This is a genomic window from Mixta calida, from assembly GCF_002953215.1.
In the GTDB taxonomy this organism is placed as follows: Bacteria; Pseudomonadota; Gammaproteobacteria; order Enterobacterales; family Enterobacteriaceae; genus Mixta; species Mixta calida.
In genome coordinates, this window is record NZ_CP026378.1 from 3,645,527 (window position 1) to 3,669,583 (window position 24,057).

Sequence of the window (24,057 nt, forward strand, 5' to 3'; positions counted from 1 at the left end):
CTGCGGCAAGCGGCATACCGACCGCCCGATCGAGGAGAACAGAATGATTAAGCTTGGCATCGTCATGGACCCTATTACGACGATCAACATTAAAAAAGACTCCAGCTTTGCAATGCTGCTGGAAGCACAGCGCCGCGGTTATGAAATTCACTATATGGAGATGAACGATCTCTATTTGCGCGGCGGCGTAGCCTATGGCCGCACCCGCACGCTGAGCGTCGAGCAGAACTACGACAAATGGTTTACGTTCGGCAGCGAGCAGGATATTCCGCTCTCCGATCTGAACGTTATTCTGATGCGCAAAGATCCGCCTTTCGACACAGAATTTATTTACGCAACCTATATGCTGGAGCGTGCGGAAGAACAGGGCGTGCTGATCGTCAACAAACCGCAGAGCCTGCGCGACTGTAACGAAAAGCTGTTCACCGCCTGGTTCGCTGAACTGACGCCCGATACGCTGGTGACGCGCAACGCGAAACGCATTCGTGATTTCTGGAGCCAGCACGGCGATATTATTCTGAAACCGCTGGACGGCATGGGCGGCTCCTCTATCTTCCGCGTGAAGCAGGACGATCCGAACGTGGGAGTAATTATCGAAACCCTGACCAATCACGGCAGCTTCTTCTGCATGGCGCAGAACTATCTGCCGGCGATTAAAGAGGGCGATAAGCGCGTGCTGGTAGTGGACGGCGAGCCGGTGCCTTATTGCCTGGCGCGTATTCCGCAATCAGGCGAGACGCGCGGCAACCTGGCCGCCGGCGGCCGCGGCGAAGCGCGCCCGCTGAGCGAAAGCGACTGGGAAATCGCGCGCCGCGTTGGACCGACGCTGAAAGAGAAAGGACTGATTTTCGTTGGGCTGGATATCATTGGCGACAAGCTGACTGAAATCAACGTCACCAGCCCGACCTGCATTCGTGAAATTGAAGCCGCCTTCCCGGTCTCCATCACCGGTATGTTGATGGATGCGATCGAGAAGCGCCTGGCGTGACGCTGAACGGGGCTGCGGCCCCGTCTTAACCCGTTAATTGTCTCTTCGGTGATACGCCGTTAGCTTTTAACCCGTATTCAGAACGAGTGAGAATGAATTTACAGCACCATTTTTTGATTGCGATGCCCGCTCTCCTGGACCCGTTCTTTAAACGTTCGGTGGTTTACGTCTGTGAGCATAATCAGGACGGCGCCATGGGGATTATCATCAACAAGCCGATGGAAAACCTGACGGTTGAAAGCATTCTGACCAAGCTGAAAATCGCGCCCTCGCCGCGCGACCCGCAGATCAAGCTGGATAAGCCCGTCTTTTCCGGCGGCCCGCTGGCGGAAGATCGCGGCTTTATTCTGCATTCCGCCCAGCGCACTTTCGCATCGAGCATCCGCATCTCCGATAACACGGTGATTACCACCTCGCGCGACGTACTGGAATCGCTTGGCACCGCAGAGCAGCCGGAGCATGTGCTGGTTGCCCTGGGCTACTGCGCGTGGGAGAAGGATCAGCTGGAAGGCGAGCTGCTGGAAAACGCCTGGCTCACTACCCCGGCTGACAGCAATATTCTGTTCCATACGCCGATAGCCGAGCGCTGGCGCGAAGCGGCGAAAAGCATCGGCGTCGATATCCATAACATCACCAGCGAGGCTGGCCACGCCTGATGAGCAGCATGACCCTTCTGGCGTTTGATTTTGGCACCAAGAGCATCGGCGTCGCCGTCGGCCAGCAGCTTACCGGCACCGCACGTCCGCTGAACGCGCTGAAAGCGCAGGACGGCGTCCCCAATTGGGAGCAGATTGAGCGCCTGCTGAAAGAGTGGCAGCCCGACCGCGTGATTGTCGGGCTGCCGTTAAATATGGACGGCACCGAACAGCCGCTGACCGCCAGAGCGCGCAAGTTCGCCAATCGCCTGCATGGCCGTTTCGGCGTGCAGGTTGATTTGCACGACGAGCGTCTCAGCACCGTGGAGGCGCGCGCCGATCTTTTCTCGCGCGGCGGCTATAAGGCGTTGACCAAGGGCAGCGTCGATTCGCTGTCGGCGGTGATTATTCTGGAAAGCTGGTTTGAGAATCTGACGGCGTAGCGATCAGCCCCTGCCGCTCTCGCTGCCGCAGGCTCTGTTCAAACGTCTGCATGCCTGACTGCATGCCGGTTTGCAGCAGTCCGCCGATCTGATGCGTTTTTCCTTCGCGTATCAGGCTGGCAACGGCGGGCGTATTGATCAGCACTTCATACAGGCCGATGCGCCCTGCCTCTTTAGCCGCCGTCAGCCGCTGGGCGATAATCGCCTTCAGACTGCCCGCCAGTTGGCTACGCACCAAATTCTTCTGCTCGGCTGGAAAGACGTCGATCAGGCGATCCACCGCTTGCGCCGCGCCGCGCGTATGCAGCGTCGCCAGTACCAGATGACCGGTTTCCGCCGCCGTTAACGCCAGCGAGATAGTGTCGAGATCGCGCAGCTCCCCCAACAGAATCACATCGGGATCTTCCCGCAGCGCCGCGCGCAGCCCCTGCTGAAAGCTGCTGCAATGCAGGCCGATCTGCCGCTGCTGGATTAACGCGCGACGGCTGACATGAATAAACTCCACCGGATCTTCCAGCGTGATGATATGGCGCGCCTGGTGCTGATTCAGCTCATCGACCATCGAAGCCAGCGTGGTCGATTTGCCGCTGCCGGTCGCGCCGGTAATCAGGATCAGACCATCCTGCTGCGCCAGCAGCGGCGGCACGCTGGCGGGCAGCCGCAGATCCTCCAGCGACGGGCACTTATCAGCGATAAGACGCAGCGCCAGCGACATGCCCATCCGCTGCCGGAACAGATTGGCGCGCAGCCGCTGGCCGCCAGAGGTCATCGCGAAATCGATATGGCCATCGGCGGCGAGGCAGCGCTGCTGCGGCGCGTCCAGCCAGCGCTGCGCCAGCGCTTCAAGCTGCGCCGACGCTATGGGCGGGAAATCGGACATCGGCTCCAGCACCCCGTGACGGCGCCAGTGCGGCAAATGTCCGCTACAAAGGTGCAGATCGGCCGCATTATGCTTTACACTAAGGGCCACGATTTCCTCCACATCCATGACATTCTCCTGACTATGACTTCTATTCAGCACAACTTACAGCAAGTTCGTCAGCGCATCGCGGCGGCGGCGGCGAGTTGCGGCCGCGATCCGCAAGAAATTACGCTGCTTGCCGTCAGTAAAACCAAACCTGCGAGCGATGTCGCAGAAGCGCTGGCGGCGGGACAGCGCGCCTTCGGCGAGAACTACGTCCAGGAAGGGGTGGATAAGATCGCGGCGTTGGGCGACGCCCTGTCGCCGGAATGGCACTTTATCGGGCCGCTCCAGTCGAACAAAAGCCGTCTGGTGGCCGAACATTTCGCCTGGTGCCATACCATCGACAGGCTGCGCATCGCGACGCGCCTGAACGATCAGCGCCCTGCCCATCTGCCGCCGCTGAATGTGTTAATTCAGGTAAACATCAGTGACGAAAACAGCAAATCTGGCATTATGCTGGAGGCGCTGCCGGAGCTGGCGCAGGCGGTGGCGGCGTTGCCGCGTCTGCGGCTGCGTGGACTGATGGCGATTCCGGCGCCGGAAAAAAGCTATGAGCGTCAGCTTGCGGTTTGTCAGCGCATGGCGGACGCGCTGGCGTCGTTGAAAAAGCATTACCCATCCGTCGATACACTTTCTCTGGGAATGAGCGACGATATGGAAGCCGCTATCGCGGCAGGCAGTACCATGGTCCGTATCGGCACCGCCATTTTCGGCGCGCGCGATTACGGCGCCACCACCCACAACAATAATTGAGGAACCTCATGCTGACGTTGACTTTTTTGGTATCGACGCTGCTTAACCTGTATGTAAAAGTGCTGCTGCTGCGCATCTGGATGCAGTGGGCGAGATGCGATTTCTACAACCCGTTTTCCCAGTTCGTGGTCAAAATCACCCAGCCGGTGGTGAAGCCGCTGCGCCGCGTGATCCCCTCTATCGGGCCGCTGGATACCGCCTCGCTGCTGCTGGCCTGGGTGCTGAGCGTGCTGATGTTCACGCTGGTCTTTGCGCTGCAAAGCCGCATTTTCCTGTTCGATCCGATCTTCCTCTATTTCGGTCTGGTGTCGCTGGTGAAAGCAGCGGGCGTGCTGGTGTTCTGGGTAATTATCGTGCGCTCGCTGATGAGCTGGATAAGCCAGGGCCGCAACCCGGTGGACTACGTGCTGATTCAGCTGACCGAGCCGCTGATGGCGCCGGTGCGTCGTTTCCTGCCGGCGATGGGCGGCATCGACTTCTCCGCAATGGTGGTGATTCTGATCCTCTATATGCTGAACTTCCTGGGCATGGATTTCATTCCCGGCTGGGCGCAGCTGTAATTGTTTTTCGTAGTAAACGTTTCTGGAACTGATATGCAAAAAGTTGTCCTCGCCACCGGTAACCCCGGCAAAGTGCGTGAAATGGCCGATCTGCTGGCTGATTTCGGGCTGGATATTGTGGCGCAAACCGAGCTGGGCGTGGTCTCCGCCGAAGAGACCGGCCTGACCTTTATTGAAAACGCCATTCTGAAGGCGCGCCATGCCGCCGGGATCACCGGCCTTCCCGCTATCGCCGATGATTCCGGGCTGGCGGTGGATGCGCTCGGCGGCGCGCCGGGCATTTATTCCGCCCGCTACGCCGGCGAGGAGGCCAGCGACGACGAGAACCTGCAAAAGCTGTTGGAAGCGATGCAGGATGTCGCGGATGGCCAGCGCCAGGCACAGTTCCACTGCGTGCTGGTTTATCTGCGCCATGCCGCCGACCCGACGCCGCTGGTATGCCACGGCAGCTGGGGCGGCGAGATCGCACGCGCGCCTGCGGGCAAAGGCGGCTTCGGCTACGATCCGGTGTTCTTCGTGCCCTCGCTGGGCAAAACCGCCGCCGAGCTGAGCAAAGCGGAGAAACAGGCCGTTTCCCATCGCGGCAAAGCGCTGGCGCTGCTGCTGGAAGCGATGCGCAATGGCTAATCTTCCGCCGCTCAGCCTCTATATCCATATTCCGTGGTGCGTACAGAAATGCCCCTACTGCGATTTCAATTCGCACGCGTTAAAAGGTGAGGTGCCGCACGAAGAGTATGTTGCGCACCTGCTGGCCGATCTGGATCGCGATCTGCCGCTGACCAGCGGACGGGAAGTCGCCACGATTTTTATCGGCGGCGGCACGCCCAGCCTGCTGAGCAGCCGCGCGATGCATCAGCTGCTGGACGGCGTGCGCGCGCGTCTGCCGCTGGCGGCCGGGGCAGAAATCACCATGGAGGCCAACCCCGGCACGGTGGAGGCCGATCGCTTCAGCGCCTATCAGGCAGCGGGCATAAATCGCATCTCTATCGGCGTGCAGAGCTTCAGTCCGCTGAAGCTCCAGCGTCTTGGGCGCATTCACGGCCCGGAAGAGGCGAAGCGCGCCGCGCACCTGGCCGCCGGGCTAGACCTGCGCAGCTTTAACCTCGATCTGATGCACGGCCTGCCTGACCAGTCGCTGACCGAGGCGCTGGACGACCTGCGCCAGGCGATTGCGCTCAATCCGCCGCATCTCTCCTGGTATCAGCTAACCATCGAACCGAATACGCTGTTCGCGTCGCGCCCGCCGGTGCTGCCGGATGACGACGCGCTGTGGGATATTTTCGAGCAGGGCCACCAGCTGCTGACCGCCGCCGGCTATCAGCAGTATGAGACCTCCGCCTACGCGAAGCCCGGCTATCGCTGCGAGCATAATCTGAACTACTGGCGCTTCGGCGACTATCTCGGCATTGGCTGCGGCGCGCACGGCAAGCTGACCCAGCCGGACGGACGCATCGTCCGCACGGTGAAAACGCGCCATCCGCGCGGCTTTATGGCGGGCGACTATCTGGACAGGCAGTATGAAGTGGCGGACGAGGAGAAACCTTTCGAGTTCTTTATGAACCGCTTCCGCCTGCTGGAACCTGCGCCGAGAAGCGACTTCAGCCGCTATACCGGCCTGGATGAGGCGCTGATTCGCCCGCAGATCGATACGGCGCTGGCGAAAGGCTATCTGACAGAAACGGCGGAAACCTGGCAGGTGACCGAAAAAGGAAAGCTGTTTTTAAACTCGCTGCTGGAGCTGTTCCTGGCGGAGTAATCCCTTCGATTAAAAAAGCGCACTGCCGTCGACGGTTTTATTTAAGCCGATGTCGTGCGCTTTCTTTTCTCCATAAACCAGAATGGTTATTAATTAAAGCACGGGCGAGTATTATTGATTCCGGTAAGACATTACGTTAATCACTCAACGCTTTATTACGGCTTAATGCATTGATTGCTTTTACGTTATCTCCCTCCTTACGTCATTCTATCCCTGTTAATAAATGATTGTGTAAAATGCTATGGCGTTCAACCGCCTCCGACGACATGCTAAATATCTCTCCCTGTTAAAAAGCTGCTGGCGGCTCAAAGGGATATTGGACTAAATAACAGGAGGTTATTTCTTGGCATACACGATTTTTATCCAGAGAAAATGGCAGACGGCTTTATCCACAATTAGCGAATTCAACATCCCCGGAACGGAAATTAAAGGCTACTTCCTGGAATGCCCGGGACCCGATACCGAAACGCCAAATTTAAACAAAAGAATTCCAGAAGGCCATTACAGTCTTGTTTGGCATGCCAGTAATAAATTTGCTGTTCATAACCCTGTACCAAAACTATTTAATGCTAAGGTGCCATCATATTCATCTAGGCAATACGCCTGGAGACACTCAGGGATGCCTTCTGCCGGGAACAGAACGGCTAATCGACAAAGTCACAAACAGCGTTATCATGTATAAAAAAATAAAAAACATTCTAAAAAAAGAAGGCATATCTAAATTTAATATCACTATCACCTCTTGCTATGTGGATGGAAGCAGATGAACAGTAAGCCCGGTTTAATGTCATTATTCATTTTAATAGTGAGTTTGTTATCCTTTAGCTATCAGGCGCAGGCTGTTACGGCTTTGAAGGGGGGCACTCTCCAGGCATACTGGAAAGCAGAGTGGAACGATGAGGCTACAATAAATACTCCGCAATTAGGCTTCCGGTATTTCCCTAACGAGTCCGCACTGGAAAAAGTGAAAGTAATAGACATTTTCATGGATGGCAGCGATGAAAATAAAATAATCTTTATAAAAAGCAACTTTAATAATATACCCGCTAATTTTTTGCAATATAAAGAGTGGTACGTTAACCAGAAGGGAGATTTAACCGTTAAAGAAATCAGGCATTATGTTGAATGCAATGCAGATCATTATGCCGCTGACTTTGTCTCTTTTACGCCTGCCGCAAAATCGGATGCCACGACAGATGACGATACGGGCTGCGCCTATGGGGGCAGTTTCCCTTATTTAACGACCTATATCCTTAAAGAACATACCGCTATCGGACAGCTTAAGGACGAGCCCAGAGAAAATGCTAACGTTGAATATACCTTTAGCCGCAATGATAGCGTAGTGAAAATCAGAACCGTCAATCAAGAATGGATGTATGTATCGGTATACGATCCCTCAGCTCAGGATCGGTTAAGCGATAAAAGGGGGTATATTAGATTCAGCGACGTTGCGCCGTTGAACTAACGCATCAGCGGCTTAGCCGATGACTAATAAGCGCCCCAACCGTCCGCTAAGACCGTCAGGGCCTTTTACTATTTGATCCCAGCCAGCACTGCTTTACGCTGGGTCTCCAGCGCCGAGACGCGGTTGCAAACTTCGTGGCCGAAATTCTGGAAATCCTGCTCCTGATTGCTCCATTCCGCCTGGATCGCCTGCTGCAGGCCGCCGAGATTGCCCATAATCGCCTGTAGTGGGTTGCTGCCCTGCGAAGCCTGTTTGGTGCCTAACTCGTTCAGGCTGTCCTGTACGACCCCGCCCAGACTGCTCTGCACCAGGCGTTCGCCGTCGGCGCGCACCTGATCGATCGCCTGATGATGGAAGGTCAGGCCGTCGCTGCGATGCTCGATAATGCGGTTCATCTGCTGCTTCAGCTGTTTATCCAGCGTGGTGAGACGATTGCGCACGTTGCTGTCCGCGCCGAGCTTGTCGACAATGACCTTATCCAGCGCCACGCGGCCTTTCTCCAGCCGCTGCGAAGCGCCCTGATCGACCCACGGCAGATCGCGGCGCAGCGCCGTCTGATAATCCAGCGCCTTCTGACGCGTCGCGTTATCGACCTGAACCTGCTTACCGTTGTACTGAAGATCGCCTGTCGGCGAGATCACCAGATTGCCGCTGGCGCCGATCACCTGTACCGACTGCGGCGTAATCACCACATCATCCTGCGGTTTTACCGGGCATTCATAGGAGGCCGCGTGCGCCTGCACCGCCGCCAGAAAGAGTGCGCCCGTCAGCGCTTTACGCATCATAAAAACTCCTGGATCAGATTAAGGACATCATTGTCCTGCTCGCCCGCGTCAGACGTGAACGCCTGTCGCCACGCAGGCGGCCGCAGCCGCGCCTGTCGAAAACGCACGCGCGGCCTTACAGCTTAGTCCCACCACACATCAAAGAGTTCCGTCACCGTCACGCTTTCCATGTTGCGCGTTTCCAGCCACTGACGGACCAGCTCGCGATGCTCATTGGTGCATTTGCCGATCTTTTGCAGGCAGACCAGACCTTCCCATTGCAGATAGCCGCTGCCGTCGAACGCCAGGCCGTTGGGTTCGATCACTTCATTGATAAAGGCGTCAACGGCGGCGTCGATCTCTTCTACCGACGTGCCCTGCGGGAAGGTCCAGGCGACGGAAAACCCCAGCTCCTGAAACTCATCGATATGCATCTTTTTCCGTAAACGACGGCTACGCTGTATTGCCATTATTTGATCCTCTCAAACATCAAATCCCATACGCCGTGGCCCAGACGCTGCCCACGCTGCTCAAATTTGGTTAATGGCCGCGTGTCGGGACGCGGCACATAGTCGTTGGTCTCAGACTGGTTTTTATAGCCGTCCACGCTGTTCATCACTTCCAGCATGTGTTCCGCGTAAGCTTCCCAGTCGGTCGCCATATGGAAAACGCCGCCCAGCTTCAACTTGCGCAGCACCAGCTCGGCGAACGGCGGCTGTACGATGCGACGCTTGTTATGACGCGCTTTATGCCACGGATCGGGGAAAAAGAGCTGCACCATGCGCAGCGAATTATCCGGGATCATCTTCTCCAGCACTTCGACCGCATCGTGACACATGACGCGCAGGTTTTCGACGCCCGCTTCCTGCGCCGATCCCAGACAGGCGCCGACGCCCGGCGCATGCACTTCAATGCCGAGAAAATTCTGCTGCGGATTGGCGCTGGCCATCGCCACCAGCGAGGCGCCCATGCCGAAACCGATTTCCAGCACTACCGGCGCTTCACGGCCAAATAACGCCACCAGATCCACCGGCTCCGCCTGGTACTCCACGCCCATGACCGGCCACAGAGTGTCAAGCGACTGCTGCTGGCCTTTGGTCAGGCGACCCTGACGGCGCACGAAGCTGCGGATACGACGCAAAGGGCGTCCGTTTTCATCAAATTCCGGTGTGATGACGTCATTAATCATGTCGGTGTCTGCCTGTCTGCATATTCAGGAAAACGGGCATTATGCAAAGTTACCGGACAGAAGCAAGCACTTGCAAAGTTCCGGTTTACTCCACGCAATGTCTATGCTGGAATGCCTGCCTGAGTGTAGAGCAATAACGGAAATTTTCCTTCTTATGATGCAAGCGCAACAGTTCGCGCAGCAGGTGCTGGACTGGTATCAGCGCTTCGGACGTAAAACCCTGCCGTGGCAACAGGCCAAAACGCCTTATAAAGTCTGGCTCTCCGAAGTGATGCTGCAGCAGACCCAGGTCGCCACCGTTATCCCCTATTTTGAACGTTTTATGGCGCGCTTTCCGACGGTCAACGATCTGGCCGCCGCGCCGTTGGATGAAGTGCTTCATCTGTGGACCGGCCTGGGCTATTACGCGCGCGCGCGCAATTTACATAAGGCGGCGCAAACCGTCGCCGATCGCCATCACGGCGCGTTTCCGGAAACCTTTGACGAGGTCGCCGCGCTGCCCGGCGTCGGACGCTCTACCGCCGGCGCGGTGCTGTCGCTGGCGCTCGGCCAGCACTATCCGATTCTCGATGGCAACGTGAAGCGCGTGCTGGCGCGCTGCTACGCGGTGGGCGGCTGGCCCGGCAAAAAAGAGGTGGAGAAGCGCCTCTGGCAGATCGCCGAAGAGGTGACGCCCGCGCAGGGCGTCAGCCAGTTTAACCAGGCGATGATGGATCTCGGCGCGCTGGTCTGCACCCGCTCCAAACCCAAATGTGAAATCTGCCCGCTAAACAGCGGCTGCGTCGCTTACGCCGAAGGCAGCTGGGCCAGCTATCCCGGCAAAAAGCCGAAGCAGACGCTGCCGGAGCGCACCGGCTATATGCTGCTAATGCAGCGCGGCGACGGCGTCTGGCTGGAGCAGCGTCCGCCTGTCGGTCTCTGGGGCGGCCTGTTCTGCTTTCCGCAGTTCGCCGCCGAAAGCGAGCTGCGGGCATGGCTCAGCTCGCGCGGCATCGACGACGGCACATTGCAGCAGCTGACGGCGTTTCGCCATACCTTCAGCCATTTCCATCTGGATATTGTGCCAATGTGGCTGTCGCTGCCCTCTTCCGGCGCGGCGATGGATGATGGGCCGGGTCTCTGGTATAACTTAGCGCAACCACCGGCCGTGGGCCTAGCCGCACCGGTTGAACGCCTGCTGCAAGAATTGCGGCATCCACAGCAAATATCGCTGCATATGCGCGTTACTGAAGAGGAAGAGTAATGAGCCGCACAATCTTTTGTACGTTTCTGCAACGCGAAGCTGAAGGTCAGGATTTTCAGCTCTACCCAGGCGAACTGGGCAAACGCATCTACAATGAAATCTCGAAAGAGGCCTGGTCGCAGTGGATGACCAAGCAGACCATGTTGATCAACGAGAAAAAGCTCAACATGATGAACCCCGAAGATCGCAAAGTGCTGGAGAAGGAGATGGTGAATTTCCTGTTCGAAGGCAAAGATGTGCATATCGAAGGTTATACCCCACCAGAAAAATAAAAATTTGGGCCTCGTTTGAGGCCCTGTTTTGGTTGCGCGCAGAGACGATGAAAAAAAAACTGATTGCCTTGCTAGTGATAGCACCGCTGCTGGTTTCCTGTTCAGGCAGCAAAAAAGAAGCGTTCCATGAGGAGTGGGTAAAAGACACCAACGGCTTTGACATTTTGATGGGTCAGTTTGCCCATAACATCGAAAATATCTGGGGTATCAATGAAGTCCTGATCGCCGGTCCGAAGGACTACGTTAAGTACAGCGACAATTATTACACCCGCAGCCATATTAACTTTGAAAAAGGCTCGATCACCATCGAGACCATTTCCGGCACCGATCCGGCCGCCAGCCTGCGCCAGGCGATTATCACCACGCTGCTGATCGGCGAAGATCCGGGCAACGTCGATCTCTATTCCGACGCCAACGATGTGCAGCTCAGCAAAGAGCCATTGCTGTACGGCCAGGTGCTGGATAACACCGGCCAGCCGATCCGCTGGCAGGGACGCGCAGCCAGCTTTGCCGACTACCTGATCCAGAACAAGCTGCAACGCCGCGTTTCCGGTCTGCATGTGATCTGGTCCGTGACCATTCCGATGGTGCCAAACCACCTCGACAAGCGCGCCCACAAATATCTGCCGATGGTACGCAAAGCGGCGGAGAAATATAACGTCGACGCCTCGCTGATCCTGGCGATTATGCAGATCGAATCGAGCTTCAACCCCTATGCGGTCAGCCACTCCGATGCGCTGGGACTGATGCAGGTAGTGCAGCATACGGCGGGTCTCGATGTGTTCCGCATGAAAGGAAAATGGGGCAAACCGAGCCGCAGCTACCTGTTCGACCCGGAAAACAATATCGATACCGGCACCGCCTATCTGTCGATTTTGCAGGACAACTATCTGGCAGGCATCGCCAACCCGGTATCACGCCGCTATGCGGTTATTACTGCCTACAACGGCGGCGCCGGCAGCGTGCTGCGCGTCTTCTCCAGCGACAAGGATCGCGCCTTCGCGCAGATTAACGCCCTGTCGCCGAATGAGGTTTACCAGACGCTGACAACCCGTCATCCCTCGGCGGAATCGCGTCGCTACCTTTATAAGGTCAGCAACGCGCAGCGCAGCTACCACCGTTTTTGACAAAAATAAGCCCGCCCTTCCCGGTGGGCTTTTTTTCCCTTCACGTAATTTCGCTAAAATACGATTTTTCTCGCTGGTTAAACTCTCTACTCTTCTCCCTGCCGCTACAGAAATGCATTTCTGGCGCGCGCAGCAATTTTAATTTTTCCAAAAATTGCTAATAACAACATTTAAGGGAATAAAATGGCTGTAAATAAATTTAAGTTTAACCATCTTTGCCTGAGCATTATGCTCGTCACCGGCAGCGTCGCCACTGTGGCAGAAGCCGCGGTTACCGCTGATAAGCACACTATTAATAATATTAATGTGCTGACCAATTCCAACAACTCAGAAACGGTAAATATTAATGCGCCGTCCGCTAACGGCATTTCCCATAATAAATATTCACGCTTTGATGTGAATAAAAAAGGTCTGGTGCTGAATAATAGCAAAGATTCCTCGCTGACTTCCGTCGCCGGTCTGATTGCCGGTAACCGCAACCTGAACGAAAGCGCGCCGGCGCGCGTGATTCTGAATGAAGTGACTTCTTCGCAGGCGAGCAAGCTGGAAGGCAATCTGGAAGTAGCCGGTCAGAAAGCGCACGTTATTATTGCCAACCCCAACGGCATTACCTGTAACGGCTGCGATTTTATTAATACCAGCCGTAATACGCTGACCACCGGTACGCCGCAGTTCACACAGAAAGGTGAGCTGGCGGGCTTCAAAGTGGAAAAAGGCGGCATCACTATTACTGATAACGGTCTGAAAGATAAATTCAGCGAATATACCGACCTGATTGGCCGCTATGTCGTCCTTAACGGCGCGGTAGAGGCGCAGAACCTAACGGTGGTGGCCGGTCGCAATAATCTCGTTGGGCTGACCGAGACTGGGGCAACCGCCCAGAGCAAGCTGGATGACGCCACTACTAACGTGCTGGTGGATGTAAGCAGACTGGGCGGCATGTACGCCAATAAGATTACCGTGGTGGCCAATAATAACGGTGTCGGCGTGCGTAATGCTGGCGTTATCAGCGCAGCCTCGGATCTGGATATCAGCTCAAGCGGGGATATCATTAATAACCTCGGCCTTATGCAAGCCGCCAGAAGCATCACATTAAATTCAGATAACAAAATTACAAACCAGGGCGGCACTATCGATACGTTTTTACTCAACGTTAAAGCGAAAGAGCTGGCTAATAACAAACAAGCCGCTCTCAGTCGAAATGAGCAGGGCCAGATTGAACCTGTGGATGCTGGTTTTATGGGGGGAAGTTTCACCTCGCTTGCCGTAGAGAAGAAAATAACTAACTCCGCAAAACTGCTCGGTGCTCAGTATCTGGATATTTCCGCCAGCGAGCTGGAAAACGACAACGGTTTTATAGCGAGTACGGGAACGCTGAATATCAAAGCTGACAGCGTCAAAAACAGCTCGTCGCTTGAATTCGATATAAATAACTATACAGAAAATAAAGGCATTCACAGCCTGGGCAATATCGGGATTAACGCGGATAAGGTCGTCAATGAAGGTCAGATTTACGCGTTTAACGATGTCAATATTACAGCGAAAGATCTGGATAACAAATTCAGCCATATTAAGGCAAACAATGATGTCAACCTGAGGGTGGACAATATGCTGTATATGGCTGACGCCGCCGTTAAGGCTGGGCGTGACGTTAACCTTGATGTGGGTAAGATAGATAATAATTATGCCTATAACATTTGGTGGTTCTTCCCGGTAACCGAGACGAAACAGGGCGAGATCACCGCTGGCCGCAATGTTGATTATCGCGTACAGGAGTCGTTAGGCAACCATAACGTGATCAAGGCGAACAACGCGGTAACCATTACGGCGGAAGGCAATTTCGATAACAAAAAAGCGATTACCGGCAACACCATTTCCCTGAAAACCAAAGATTTTGAAAACTATGGTGAGCTGAACGCCGCCGACTGGCTGAGCGCAGACGTTACTAACTCGCTGTCTAATAGCGGCGTGCTGAAAGGCGCTAATAATATTGTGCTGAGCGCGCCCGTAGTGACAAACAGCGGTACGATCGAATCTGCTGATTCTCTGATCTATTCCCCTTCTTTCAAGAACTCTGGCCAGTTCGTTGGCGATGTTAAATTAGTTAACACGCTGAAACCGGTTGAGGAACCGGAAGACCCAACTGAGGAAGCGCAGGACCCAACTGAGGAAGCGCAGGACCCAACTGAGGAAGCGCAGGATCCGGCTGAGGAAGCGCAGGACCCGACTGAGGAAGCGCAGGACCCAACTGAGGAAGCGCAGGATCCGGCTGAGGAAGCGCAGGACCCGACTGAGGAACCGCAAGACCCGACTGAAGAAGCGCAGGACCCGACTGAGGAAGCGCAGGATCCGGCAGAGGAAGCGCAGGACACGCCTGGAAACGATGATATTGATCCGCAGGTTGTTAACTCTATTAAATAATTAATCACTTTACCGTGCCGTCACAGGCGGCACGTTTTTTTCTCAGGGAAGCGATATGTCTTACAGGCTGCTATTTTCGGCATTATTGATTCTGCCCATCACCTCTTTCTCCAGCACTCACAGCGCCATTATTGAACAACAAAGTCTGCATCAGCAGGAACAGCAAAAGGCGCGCCAGAAAAGCCTGACCACAACCGGGAAAGCGGTACAGGGAAGCGTCACGGTCGCTGACAACGACACGGGTGAATTTACCGATACCGAAGGCTGCCTGAGAATAAAGGCGATCCATCTTGAAAACCGCAGCGACCTTCCCGCCTGGCTTCCTGTGCAGCGCATCGCGGATCGGGGTCTCGGTCGCTGCCTTAACGTTCCAAACGTGCGCCATTTAGTCAGGCTGCTGGAAAATCGCATTATGAAGGCGGGCTATATCACGTCGAGAGTCAACGTGCCCGATCAGCGGGCGGGCGACGGCACGCTCAGGCTGCGCATTAACGCCGGGCACGTAGGCCAGCTCAAGCTTGCTGAAGGCAGCAGCGACAATATCTACCTTAACGCCGCTTTTCCCCTGCGCCCAGGCGATCTGCTGGATCTACGCGCCGTCGAACAGGGACTGGAGAATATGCAGCGCGTTCCCCATACCGATGTCGCGATCCAGCTGGCGCCCGGCGAACAACCCGGCACCAGTGATATCACTGTCTCGCGACAGCAAAACCGCGGCTGGCGCGCCTCGTTCTGGCTGGATGACGCTGGTAGCCGCTATACCGGACGCTATCAGGGTGGCGCGGCGTTTTATCTCGATAACCCTACCCGGTTAAACGATCTGTTCTATTTTTCCCTGGGGCAGACGCTGGAATATCAACAGCAGCGCGGCAGCCGCAACTACGCCGCCTGGTATTCAGTGCCCTACGGCTACTGGCTGCTCGATCTCTACGCCAGCGAAAACCGTTACAGCCAGCCGCTGACCGGCGAGCTGTCGGACTATTACTACAGTGGCAAAAGCCGTAATTTCAGCCTACAACTCAGTCGCCTGCTGCACCGCGACGCGACGCAGAAAACCACCTTAAGCGCCCAGATCAATCAGCGCGACTACCGCTATTTTCTCAACGATACGGAAATTGAACTGCAGCAAAAAGAGATAACCAATGCGCGCCTGTCGCTCGCCCACCGCCGCTATCTGGAAAACGGCGTGGTCGACGCCACGCTCAGCCTGCAACGCAACGTGCCGTGGTTTGGCAACCGCCCTACCACCGAGATGTTGTACAACGGTTATCACCGCGCCGGTCGGCTGATGACGTTTGATATGCAGGCCTGGCTCCCTTTTCAGCTGGCTGGTGCACAGATGAGCTATCAGCCGCACTTCCTGCTACAGGCGTCGCCCGACAAGCTGGTAAGCCAGGACCGCTTCAGCATTGGCAACCGCTGGAGCGTGCGCGGTTTCGATGGTGAAAACAGCCTGACCGGCAACAGCGGCTGGTTCCTGAGCAATACCGTTAACCTGCATTTACCACAGTGGGATCAGCGGCTTTATACCGGCATTGATTACGGGCGTATTATCAGCCGCGCCGACAACGCGGAGGAAGGAAAACAGCTGGCGGGCGGCGTGCTGGGCCTGCGCGGTGAACGCTGGGGAGTCGGTTATCACCTGTTTGCCGGTACGCCACTCTGGAAGCCTGCGGGCTATCAGACGGATACCATAACGCTCGGCTTCAATGTGCAGTGGGAATATTAAAACCGGGGCGCTGGCGCCTGACAAAAAGAACAGCCGCGCCACCGTTGTCGGATGTCGCGGCTGTGATAGCAGGAGCCTGGTGTTGGCGCCGAAAATTAACGCTGAATAGCTTTAAACTGCTTTGTTGTATTGGTTAACGCGGTTTCCGTCGGCAGCCGCTCCATTGAGCTGGCGCCGTAGAAGCCGTCGCACTGCGGACAGTTGTTCATAATAAACTGCGCATCTTCCGGTGTGGAAATCGGGCCGCCGTGACACAGCACGATGACATCCTCACGCACCGCTTTCGCCGCCTGCGCCCATTCATTAATTAACGGCACGCAATCCTCCAGCTTTAACGCCGTTTCCGCGCCGATATTGCCGCCGGTGGTTAAGCCCATATGCGGCACGATAATATCCGCGCCCGCTTCGGTCATCGCCACCGCATCCTCAGCGCTGAAGACGTAGGGCGTGGTCAGCATATCTTTCTGATGCGCCAGACGGATCATCTCCACTTCCAGCCCGTAACCCATGCCGGTTTCTTCCAGATTGGCGCGGAAGTTACCATCAATCAGGCCGACGGTTGGGAAATTTTGCACGCCGGAAAAGCCCAGCGCCTTAAGATCGTCAAGAAACTTGTCGAAATGGCAGAAAGGATCGGTGCCGTTAACGCCCGCCAGCACCGGCGTCTTTTTCACGACCGGCAGCACCTCTTTCGCCATATCCACCACGATTTCGTTGGCGTTGCCGTAGGCCAGCAGCCCGGCAAGCGAACCGCGTCCCGCCATGCGATAGCGGCCTGAGTTATAAATAACGATCAGATCGATACCGCCCGCCTCTTCGCATTTCGCAGAAAGGCCGGTGCCGGCGCCGCCGCCGATAATCGGCTCGCGACGGGCGATCATGGCGCGGAACTTCTCCAGCAACTCCTGTCGATTAAACGCAGACATGATTAAAACTCCCTGGTGTTGATAGTACGAAACGCCTGAACTGCGGCGTCAGCAAACTCTGGATCATTAATGTTATAAGGTAATTTAATTATTTTTCTTTTTTCGGTCGGTATCAGTTCTGCTTCCAGCGTGGCGATAAAAGCGTCATTCGCTTCGGGCGACCAGAACGGCATGTCCGGCGCGTCGAGCGCGGAGAAGCCGCCTTCTGGAATCAGGAACCGTACCTCTCCTTCGCAACGATTTAGCTTGGCGGCAATCCACTTCGCTATTTCGCGGTTTTCCCCTGGTGTGGTGCGCATGAGCGTGACCTGGGCATTATGATGATAGAACAGCCGGTCCGCATATTTTTCCGGCACGCTCGACGGATGGCCGAAATTGACCATATCCAGCGCGCCGCAGGAAATAACGCAGGGAATCTGTGAGTGGGCGATGGCGTCAAAGCGCGTTTCGCCGCAGGCCAGTACGCCGCCAGCCAGTAAATCACAAACTTCCGTGGTGGTGAGATCCAGCACGCCAGCCAGCATGCCGCTCTCCGCCAGTTTTTCCATCGCCATGCCGCCGCTGCCGGTGGCGTGGAAAACCAGACAATCAAAATCATTTTCCAGTTGCTGGCTCACCGCCTGAATACAGGGCGTGGTGACGCCAAACATGGTCAGCCCCAGCGCTGGCTTATCGTTCGCGTTTTCATCAGGCTGAAACAGTACCGCGCCGGCGATCTGGTGGGCGGCGTTGCCCAGTACCTTGCGTGAAATGCGGTTCAGCCCCGCCACGTCGGTGACGGAATAGAGCATGCTGATGTCGCTGGCGCCGATATAGCCGGAGATATCGCCGGACGCCATAGTAGAAACCATCACTTTCGGCACGCCGACCGGCAAAGCCTGCATCGCGGGGGTCACCATTGCGGTACCGCCCGAGCCGCCCAGGCCCAGGATACCCGCGACATCCTGACGGGATTTAAGAAAATTCTGGAAAGCGAGGCTCATGGCGGCGATAGCCGATCCCCGATCGTTGCAGAAGACGGCGTCGATGCCCTGCGGATGAAACGCAGCCACCTCTTCAGGGGTGACATCTGCCTCAGAAACGCGGCTAAGTGATTGTGCTGACAGGTCAACAGACCTTACCTGAAGGCCAGTTTTCCTTATCAAATCACAAACATAATACAGTTCTATTCCTTTAGTATCCGCCGTAGCGGCCACATAGATGTAACCGGTTTCTTCTTTCGTTTTCATTAAACGTTCCTGTTATATTAGCCATTAAAGACTTGATAAAAATGAAATAAAAACCAAAATGCACTCTACGGGCGGAAAAATTCCCCTCGTTCGAGACAACAGTATCATTGTCACGATTGATAAATCAAGTGAATGAAATGCGCGTCTCGGCATTATTGAGAAAAAACTGATGATTAACCAGATCGAATTGTTCGCTGTAAAAAACATCAAGTCTGATATAGTGCCGACTGTGCTATGCGACCAGACGGGCAATCTGCCCGATATTGAGAAAACAAGAGGTTAAAGTGATAGAAAGGGACACCCAGGCAGGCATGCCGATGACGTCCACGCGCGCCCGTACGCGCCGGCTATTAATCGAAACGGCAATGAAAATGTTCGATAGCGGCAGTTTTCCTTCCATTACTGAAGTGGCGCAGGCCGCACAGCTTTCGCGCGCGACGGCATATCGCTATTTTCCGACACAAAGCGCCCTCGTCTCCGCCATCGTCACCGAAACGCTCAGCCCGATGAAAAATTTCCAGCCAACACAGGCGGATGTCGGCGATCGCATCGACGAACTGCTGGCATTCGCTTTTCCACGCATGCTGCAACATGAGGGCACGCTGCGCGCCGCGTTGCACCTTTCGCTGACGCAGTGGGCGCAGTCGCGCTCTACCGATCTGCCGATGATTAAAGAAAAGCTGGTGCGCGGCAACCGCAAGCAAACGTTGCAGCGCGTCGTTGAACCGCTGCGCGCAGAGCTGCCGCCCGCTGTGCTGCAAAAGGTGATGTATGCGCTGTCGCTGGTCTACGGCTCAGAGATCTTTTTGGTGATGAAGGATATCTGGGGCTGCGATGACGATGCGTTGCAGGATGTTGCCCGCTGGATCGCCAAAGCGATTGTGCGGCAGGCGCGTGAGGACGCACTGTCAAACGACTGACCAGCGTGCAGGATAGCTTCTTATTCCGGCGCGCGGGTTACGCACGCGTCGGCTCTCCAGGCTGGCCAGCCTTATCGCCGTTTAGTCCGGGCTAAGCGGTTTTATCATGTTGTCGTGTTTTCCCGCGTGGTCAAAGATAGCGACGCCCGCTTGCCCCTATTAGTAAGGGATTACAACAGTCCTTCTCGTCGTCTGACACATATTCTTTTGTCCGCTGTACAAGCGCGTCGGAAAAAGCGAAAATCGTTGCAGGATTTTACCGGAATAGTTATCGCTTTCTGGGGCGGGTTTTGTAATTCAGATGCAAAACAACATCATCGAAATGGAGCTAGCATGATAAATTTTCTTGATATCAACTACCAAAAATTATCAGAACAGAGGTCAAGTGAACTCTTTATCCTGAGAAAGGAAACCTTTAAGGATCGCCTGGACTGGGCTGTTAACTGCATCAACGGTATGGAATTTGATGAGTATGATAATGAGCATACTACATACGTCTTTGGTATCCATAACGATAACGTATTATGCAGCGTGAGATTTATCGAAACCCGCTATCCAAATATGATCAGCCACACCTTTGCGCCATGGTTTGATAAAGTCGAACTGCCGCAGGGGAACTATATTGAGTCAAGCCGTTTTTTCGTCGATAAAGATCGCGCCCGCAGTACGGAACTCTATCAATATCCTATTAGCAACATGCTGTTTCTGGCGATGGTGAATTATGCACGCCATTACGGCTATGAGGGAATATATACGTTGGTCAGCCATGCGATGTTACGCATTCTGAAACGTTCCGGCTGGCAAATTTCCGTTATTGAGCAGACGCTTTCCGAGAAAAAAGAGAAAATCTATATCGTATTTCTTCCCATCGACGATCAAAACCGCAACACGCTGATTGAAAAAGCCAACCCGGATAAACTTTTTATTGACAAAGAGTTAGCAAATTGGCCGCTGAATTTTCAGCCTAACCGGCAGCCGGTTTAATCAGCTGTAGCTCAACGCCCATCCTGATGGCATGTTTCGCGTTCATTACGCCCAGTTTTTTCACCACGTTGCCAATGTGAAACTTCACAGTGCTGACTTTAATGCCCAGGATGAGCGCTATTTCCTGATAGGTTTTGCCGACGCTTGCCCAATAAAGGATCTCATTTTCACGCGGCGAGAAAATATCTTTGCTTAACTGCTTTTTAGCGGCGGTGTTGCTGTCCAGTTCCTTGTAGAGCGTGACAATTTTGTCATGCACTTTAATAAGCAGCATCTGCAGCTTATCTTCATTGTCTTTAACAATCGCCTCGGTCTCATTAACGCCATTTTCATTCATCAGAATAGAGAGCAGCGCGAGGTTATTGTAATAATCATGCAAAATAAATGTATGGCCGTTTACAATTTTATAATTTTTAGACAGGTTAAATATTTTAGAAAAATTGAGTTCGCTATTAATGGTAATATTCTCATCCCATGAGAAAGGAGCGATGCGTGTAAAGGAAGCGATAACAACCGGATCGATTTGTTGAAAATTATTTTCTTTATAGATATCCACCCATTCGGAAGGATAATTGGAAATAATCACCATATCAGCGGGATTTTTTTTATTTAACACCATGTAAGCGTATTTTAAATCACCAAGCTGCTTTAACTTTCTGTCGAAATAATGCTGAGCGGTGTCGATGATCGCCTGATTTTCTGTGAAAAATAGTGACATCCTTAACCTCAAAATAACGTTATATCTTCCCTAATCTACCCGCAAAGGCAGGGCCCTGTACCTAAGTCTAACTTACAAGCTGGTTCGCTACATCGTAAAGTGTATGAAAGTAAAAGACAAAGATTAAATTTTAAGCAAAAAAAACCTGACCATTTGAGATCAGGTTGCCATTTGGCCAACACCAGGGAAAATTTATCTAAAAATTATCATACAGTTAACGTTGTGAGGTCAAGGTAATCCCTCAGTCTGTAATGATATATCCATATAACCGTTTTACTCCCCGCTCATCCGTTTCGCTATAAACGCCCTGCAATTCCGGTGAAAAACCAGGCAAAAGATTAAGCCCCTCCTCCAGCGCCAGGAAGTAACGCTGCGCCGCTCCGCCCCAGACTTCTCCTGGCACCACGCACAGCACGCCTGGCGGATAAGGCAGCGCGCCTTCCGCAGCAATGCGCCCTTCCGCCTGCGCAATGGGCACCAGCTCGACGTTGCCGCGAATAAAAGCCTGATTGGCGTCCTGCGGATTCATCTTCACCTGCGGCAGACTCGCCTGTCGGAACATCGCCTTCTGCAAATCTTTTACGCCGTAGCCGACATAAAGATCGTGCATCTCCTGACATAAGCGGCGCAGGCCGTAACCGCGATAGCGCGCCTCATGCTTGCTGTACAACACCGGCAGAACCTCGCTCATCGGCGAATCCGCCTCAATATGCTGTTCGAACCGCACCAGCATCGCCACCAGATGCGCCATTTTCGCGGCGCTTTCCGCGGGAGTCAGCAGAAACAGAATCGAATTCAAATCGCTTTTTTCCGGCACGATGCCGTTTTCACGCAGGAAGTTGGCGAGAATAGCGGCCGGCACGCCAAATTCGCTGTATTCGCCGCTGGCGGCATCAATGCCGGGCGTGGTCAACAACAGCTTACAGGGATCGACGAGGTATTGATCTTCGGCGTAACCCGTAAAGCCATGCCAGCGGTCCTGCGGCGCGAAGCTGAAATAACGCGCGTCGCGCGCAATCTCTGCGGTGGGTGCCGCCTGCCACGGAGCGCCATTAACGCTTTCCGGCACAAAGGGGCGAATCAAACGGCACTGCGTCAGAATCGCCTTACGCGCCTCGATGCCCAGCATAACGCACTCGTGCCACAGCCGACGTCCCGCCTCGCCCTGATGTATTTTGGCATTCACGTCCAGCGCGGCGAACAGCGGATAAAACGGGCTGGTCGACGCATGCAGCATAAAGGCGTTATTCAGCCGCTTGTGGCTACAAAAGCGTTTCTGCCCGCGAATATGGTTATCTTTTTTATGAATCTGCGAGGTTTGCGAAAAACCGGCCTGCTGTTTATGCACCGACTGGGTAACGAAGATGCCCGGATCGTTCGCATTCAGCTCAAGCAGCAGCGGTGAACAGGCTTCCATAATCGGAATAAACTGCTCATAGCCTACCCAGGCGGAATCAAACAGAATGTAATCGCACAGATGGCCGATGCGGTCGATCACCTGCCGGGCGTTATAAACGGTGCCGTCATAGGTGCCCAGCTGGATAATCGCCAGGCGAAACGGCCGCGCTTCGTCGGCGCGTTCCGGCGCGACGGCGCGCAGCTGCTCGCGCAGATATTCCTCATCGAAACAGTGGGCGTCGATGCCGCCGATAAAACCGAAGGGATTGCGCGCCGCTTCCAGATAGACCGGCGTCGCGCCCGCCTGAATCAGCGCGCCGTGATGGTTGGATTTATGGTTATTGCGGTCGAACAGCACCAGATCGCCGCGCGTCAGCAGCGCGTTGGTCACGACTTTATTGGCGCTGGAGGTACCGTTCAGCACGAAATAGGTTTTATCGGCGTTGAACACTTTGGCGGCGAACTTCTGCGCATCCTTCGCCGATCCCTCATGGATCAGCAGATCGCCCAGCCGGACGTCGGCATTGCACATATCGGAACGGAACAGGTTCTCGCCATAGAATGACCAGAATTGCCGCCCCGCCGGATGCTTTTTGAAAAACGCCCCGCCCTGGTGCCCCGGACAGGCGAAGGTGCTGTTATTCATGGCGACATATTTGGTCAGAGTATCGAAAAACGGCGGCAGCAGTCCGGCCTCATACTCCTCCGCAGCCTGCGCCAGCCGCGCCAGCGATTCGGCGCTGCCGTCCAGCAGCCCGGTAACCGGCGGCAGGCTTTCCGCTTCGCTCGCCTGGCTGACTGCCAGGAAAACCGGGAAAGAGAAACCGGTATGGCGCAGCAGCCCCAGTATGCCGCTGCGCGCCTCCGCTACCGAGACGACAACCGCCGCCACATCCGTAAAGTCGGTGCTGTCGAGCGCCACAACGTCGCGTCCGACGGTCAGTGCTGGCGCCAGCGCGGCGCTGGCGGCTATTTTCAGTGGGTTCATAACACAAATCCCCAGGGTCAAGGATGAGTGGGTGCGCAAGGCACGGCAATGGGAATCAGCTTCCCGGCGAAACGTGTCGAAAGGATGCGAAGCAGAACGGGGTTCAGCGGCAACCGATAGACATCAGTAAAACCAGAAGGCCTCTGTTTTTACGCATGTCCAACAGCGGGCTTCGGTTAGCCTCACCGCATGGGAAACTGGCGGGTAATCGGGGAAATGGCGGAAACGCGCCCACGCGGCGACCATCGGCAATGATGGGAACAGCGGCGCAGAGCCTGCATCAATCCGAACATAGCGATAACCTCACGCGTTAAAGCTGGGGGGTGATAAAAAGTGGCCGACATCATGGCACTCTTTGCCGATGAGAACAACCATGCAGAATGAATAAAAAATCATTTTTAATAAGAAACAGCTTGTAATTATCAGGATGATTAACGCCAGATCTGTTTATTTAAGCGATATATTGCGGGTTTTTATGCACCTAAATCTTCGCTATCTTTTAACACTCTATGCTGCGCCGCCTCTATCCGTCCCTCCGCCGATTGACGCCCTTAGCGTCACTACGCATGATGCAGGTTCGCAGTC

At 54.8% G+C, this 24,057-nt stretch carries 23 protein-coding genes and 1 pseudogene; 16 read left to right on the top strand and 8 right to left on the bottom strand.

Annotation, left to right across the window (positions count from 1 at the left end; translation table 11 throughout):
* The first annotated feature begins 43 nt into the window (after positions 1-43).
* The 3 genes from gshB to ruvX all read left to right on the top strand — a co-directional run bounded on the left by gshB (position 44) and on the right by ruvX (position 2,066).
* The gene (gene gshB / locus C2E16_RS17385; RefSeq protein WP_038624227.1) at positions 44-988 is read left to right on the top strand and encodes a glutathione synthase; all 945 of its coding nucleotides are present in this window, start codon (positions 44-46) and stop codon (positions 986-988) included.
* A gap of 92 nt (positions 989-1,080) precedes the next feature.
* Entirely contained in the window at positions 1,081-1,644 is a 564-nt protein-coding gene (locus C2E16_RS17390) for a YqgE/AlgH family protein (protein ID WP_038624225.1), read from the top strand.
* Positions 1,644-2,066: a Holliday junction resolvase RuvX gene (gene ruvX, locus C2E16_RS17395; protein WP_174705322.1), complete on the top strand. Its 423-nt coding sequence runs from the start codon at positions 1,644-1,646 to the stop codon at positions 2,064-2,066. Before C2E16_RS17390 ends, ruvX begins: the two co-directional genes overlap by 1 nt.
* Here the strand turns inward: ruvX and C2E16_RS17400 are convergent.
* Positions 2,029-3,054 carry a type IV pilus twitching motility protein PilT gene (locus C2E16_RS17400; protein WP_038624219.1) on the bottom strand — a complete coding sequence of 342 codons (1,026 nt, stop codon included), beginning with the start codon at positions 3,052-3,054 and terminating at the stop codon, positions 2,029-2,031. The two genes, ruvX and C2E16_RS17400, sit on opposite strands and share 38 nt — an antisense overlap.
* Positions 3,055-3,069: 15 nt before the next feature.
* Between C2E16_RS17400 and C2E16_RS17405 the strand changes: the two genes are divergently transcribed.
* The 6 genes and pseudogenes from C2E16_RS17405 to C2E16_RS17430 all read left to right on the top strand — a co-directional run bounded on the left by C2E16_RS17405 (position 3,070) and on the right by C2E16_RS17430 (position 7,564).
* Positions 3,070-3,783 (top strand): YggS family pyridoxal phosphate-dependent enzyme, encoded by a 714-nt coding sequence (locus C2E16_RS17405; protein WP_038624218.1) that lies wholly within the window; start codon positions 3,070-3,072, stop codon positions 3,781-3,783.
* Between the two features lie 8 nt (positions 3,784-3,791).
* Positions 3,792-4,343, top strand: a complete 552-nt coding sequence (locus C2E16_RS17410; RefSeq protein ID WP_038624217.1) for a YggT family protein — start codon at positions 3,792-3,794, stop codon at positions 4,341-4,343.
* 33 nt (positions 4,344-4,376) lie between these two features.
* Positions 4,377-4,970: an RdgB/HAM1 family non-canonical purine NTP pyrophosphatase gene (gene rdgB / locus C2E16_RS17415; protein ID WP_038624216.1), complete on the top strand. Its 594-nt coding sequence runs from the start codon at positions 4,377-4,379 to the stop codon at positions 4,968-4,970.
* The gene (gene hemW / locus C2E16_RS17420) at positions 4,963-6,099 is read left to right on the top strand and encodes a radical SAM family heme chaperone HemW (protein WP_084970558.1); all 1,137 of its coding nucleotides are present in this window, start codon (positions 4,963-4,965) and stop codon (positions 6,097-6,099) included. The genes rdgB and hemW overlap by 8 nt, the downstream gene beginning before the upstream one ends.
* 343 nt (positions 6,100-6,442) lie before the next feature.
* Positions 6,443-6,866 (top strand): annotated as a pseudogene (locus C2E16_RS17425) (DUF5675 family protein).
* A complete protein-coding gene (locus C2E16_RS17430; protein WP_038624213.1) occupies positions 6,863-7,564 on the top strand; it encodes a hypothetical protein in 702 nt (233 codons plus the stop codon). Before C2E16_RS17425 ends, C2E16_RS17430 begins: the two are co-directional and overlap by 4 nt.
* A 68-nt stretch (positions 7,565-7,632) precedes the next feature.
* Here C2E16_RS17430 and C2E16_RS17435 read toward each other — a convergent pair whose 3' ends face one another.
* The 3 genes from C2E16_RS17435 to trmB form a co-directional block, all read right to left on the bottom strand.
* A complete protein-coding gene (locus C2E16_RS17435) occupies positions 7,633-8,349 on the bottom strand; it encodes a YggN family protein (protein WP_038624212.1) in 717 nt (238 codons plus the stop codon).
* A gap of 122 nt (positions 8,350-8,471) precedes the next feature.
* The gene (locus C2E16_RS17440; protein WP_038624211.1) at positions 8,472-8,798 is read right to left on the bottom strand and encodes a YggL family protein; all 327 of its coding nucleotides are present in this window, start codon (positions 8,796-8,798) and stop codon (positions 8,472-8,474) included.
* Entirely contained in the window at positions 8,798-9,517 is a 720-nt protein-coding gene (trmB, locus tag C2E16_RS17445) for a tRNA (guanosine(46)-N7)-methyltransferase TrmB (RefSeq protein WP_038624210.1), read from the bottom strand. The genes C2E16_RS17440 and trmB overlap by 1 nt, the downstream gene beginning before the upstream one ends.
* A gap of 154 nt (positions 9,518-9,671) precedes the next feature.
* On the opposite strand from trmB, the gene mutY reads away from it, so the two are divergent.
* The 5 genes from mutY (at position 9,672) to C2E16_RS17470 (ending at position 16,309) form a co-directional block, all read left to right on the top strand.
* Entirely contained in the window at positions 9,672-10,760 is a 1,089-nt protein-coding gene (mutY, locus tag C2E16_RS17450) for an A/G-specific adenine glycosylase (RefSeq protein ID WP_038624209.1), read from the top strand.
* Positions 10,760-11,032, top strand: coding sequence for an oxidative damage protection protein (locus C2E16_RS17455; protein ID WP_038624208.1), 273 nt, complete (start codon positions 10,760-10,762; stop codon positions 11,030-11,032). The genes mutY and C2E16_RS17455 overlap by 1 nt, the downstream gene beginning before the upstream one ends.
* 47 nt (positions 11,033-11,079) lie before the next feature.
* Positions 11,080-12,159, top strand: coding sequence for a membrane-bound lytic murein transglycosylase MltC (gene mltC / locus C2E16_RS17460; RefSeq protein WP_038624206.1), 1,080 nt, complete (start codon positions 11,080-11,082; stop codon positions 12,157-12,159).
* 183 nt (positions 12,160-12,342) lie between these two features.
* The gene (locus C2E16_RS17465; RefSeq protein ID WP_052133862.1) at positions 12,343-14,580 is read left to right on the top strand and encodes a filamentous hemagglutinin N-terminal domain-containing protein; all 2,238 of its coding nucleotides are present in this window, start codon (positions 12,343-12,345) and stop codon (positions 14,578-14,580) included.
* 55 nt (positions 14,581-14,635) lie between these two features.
* Positions 14,636-16,309, top strand: a complete 1,674-nt coding sequence (locus C2E16_RS17470) for a ShlB/FhaC/HecB family hemolysin secretion/activation protein (RefSeq protein ID WP_038624204.1) — start codon at positions 14,636-14,638, stop codon at positions 16,307-16,309.
* A gap of 95 nt (positions 16,310-16,404) precedes the next feature.
* On the opposite strand, the gene C2E16_RS17475 is transcribed toward C2E16_RS17470, so the two are convergent.
* Both C2E16_RS17475 and C2E16_RS17480 read right to left on the bottom strand, forming a co-directional pair.
* On the bottom strand, positions 16,405-17,235 hold the full coding sequence (locus C2E16_RS17475; RefSeq protein WP_038624202.1) for a phosphoenolpyruvate hydrolase family protein: 831 nt from the start codon (positions 17,233-17,235) through the stop codon (positions 16,405-16,407).
* Positions 17,236-17,237: 2 nt separating this feature from the next.
* On the bottom strand, positions 17,238-18,464 hold the full coding sequence (locus C2E16_RS17480) for a Tm-1-like ATP-binding domain-containing protein (protein ID WP_038624200.1): 1,227 nt from the start codon (positions 18,462-18,464) through the stop codon (positions 17,238-17,240).
* Between the two features lie 311 nt (positions 18,465-18,775).
* Here C2E16_RS17480 and C2E16_RS17485 point away from each other — a divergent pair, with 311 nt between their 5' ends.
* Both C2E16_RS17485 and C2E16_RS17490 read left to right on the top strand, forming a co-directional pair.
* Positions 18,776-19,384 carry a TetR/AcrR family transcriptional regulator gene (locus C2E16_RS17485; protein WP_052133861.1) on the top strand — a complete coding sequence of 203 codons (609 nt, stop codon included), beginning with the start codon at positions 18,776-18,778 and terminating at the stop codon, positions 19,382-19,384.
* A 333-nt stretch (positions 19,385-19,717) separates the two neighbouring features.
* Entirely contained in the window at positions 19,718-20,368 is a 651-nt protein-coding gene (locus C2E16_RS17490) for an acyl-homoserine-lactone synthase (RefSeq protein ID WP_038624196.1), read from the top strand.
* On the opposite strand, the gene C2E16_RS17495 is transcribed toward C2E16_RS17490, so the two are convergent.
* Together C2E16_RS17495 and C2E16_RS17500 are read right to left on the bottom strand one after the other, a co-directional pair.
* On the bottom strand, positions 20,349-21,086 hold the full coding sequence (locus C2E16_RS17495) for a helix-turn-helix transcriptional regulator (protein ID WP_038624194.1): 738 nt from the start codon (positions 21,084-21,086) through the stop codon (positions 20,349-20,351). The genes C2E16_RS17490 and C2E16_RS17495 overlap by 20 nt on opposite strands.
* Positions 21,087-21,327: 241 nt before the next feature.
* On the bottom strand, positions 21,328-23,472 hold the full coding sequence (locus C2E16_RS17500) for an ornithine decarboxylase (RefSeq protein ID WP_084970620.1): 2,145 nt from the start codon (positions 23,470-23,472) through the stop codon (positions 21,328-21,330).
* Between the last annotated feature and the right edge of the window lie 585 nt (positions 23,473-24,057).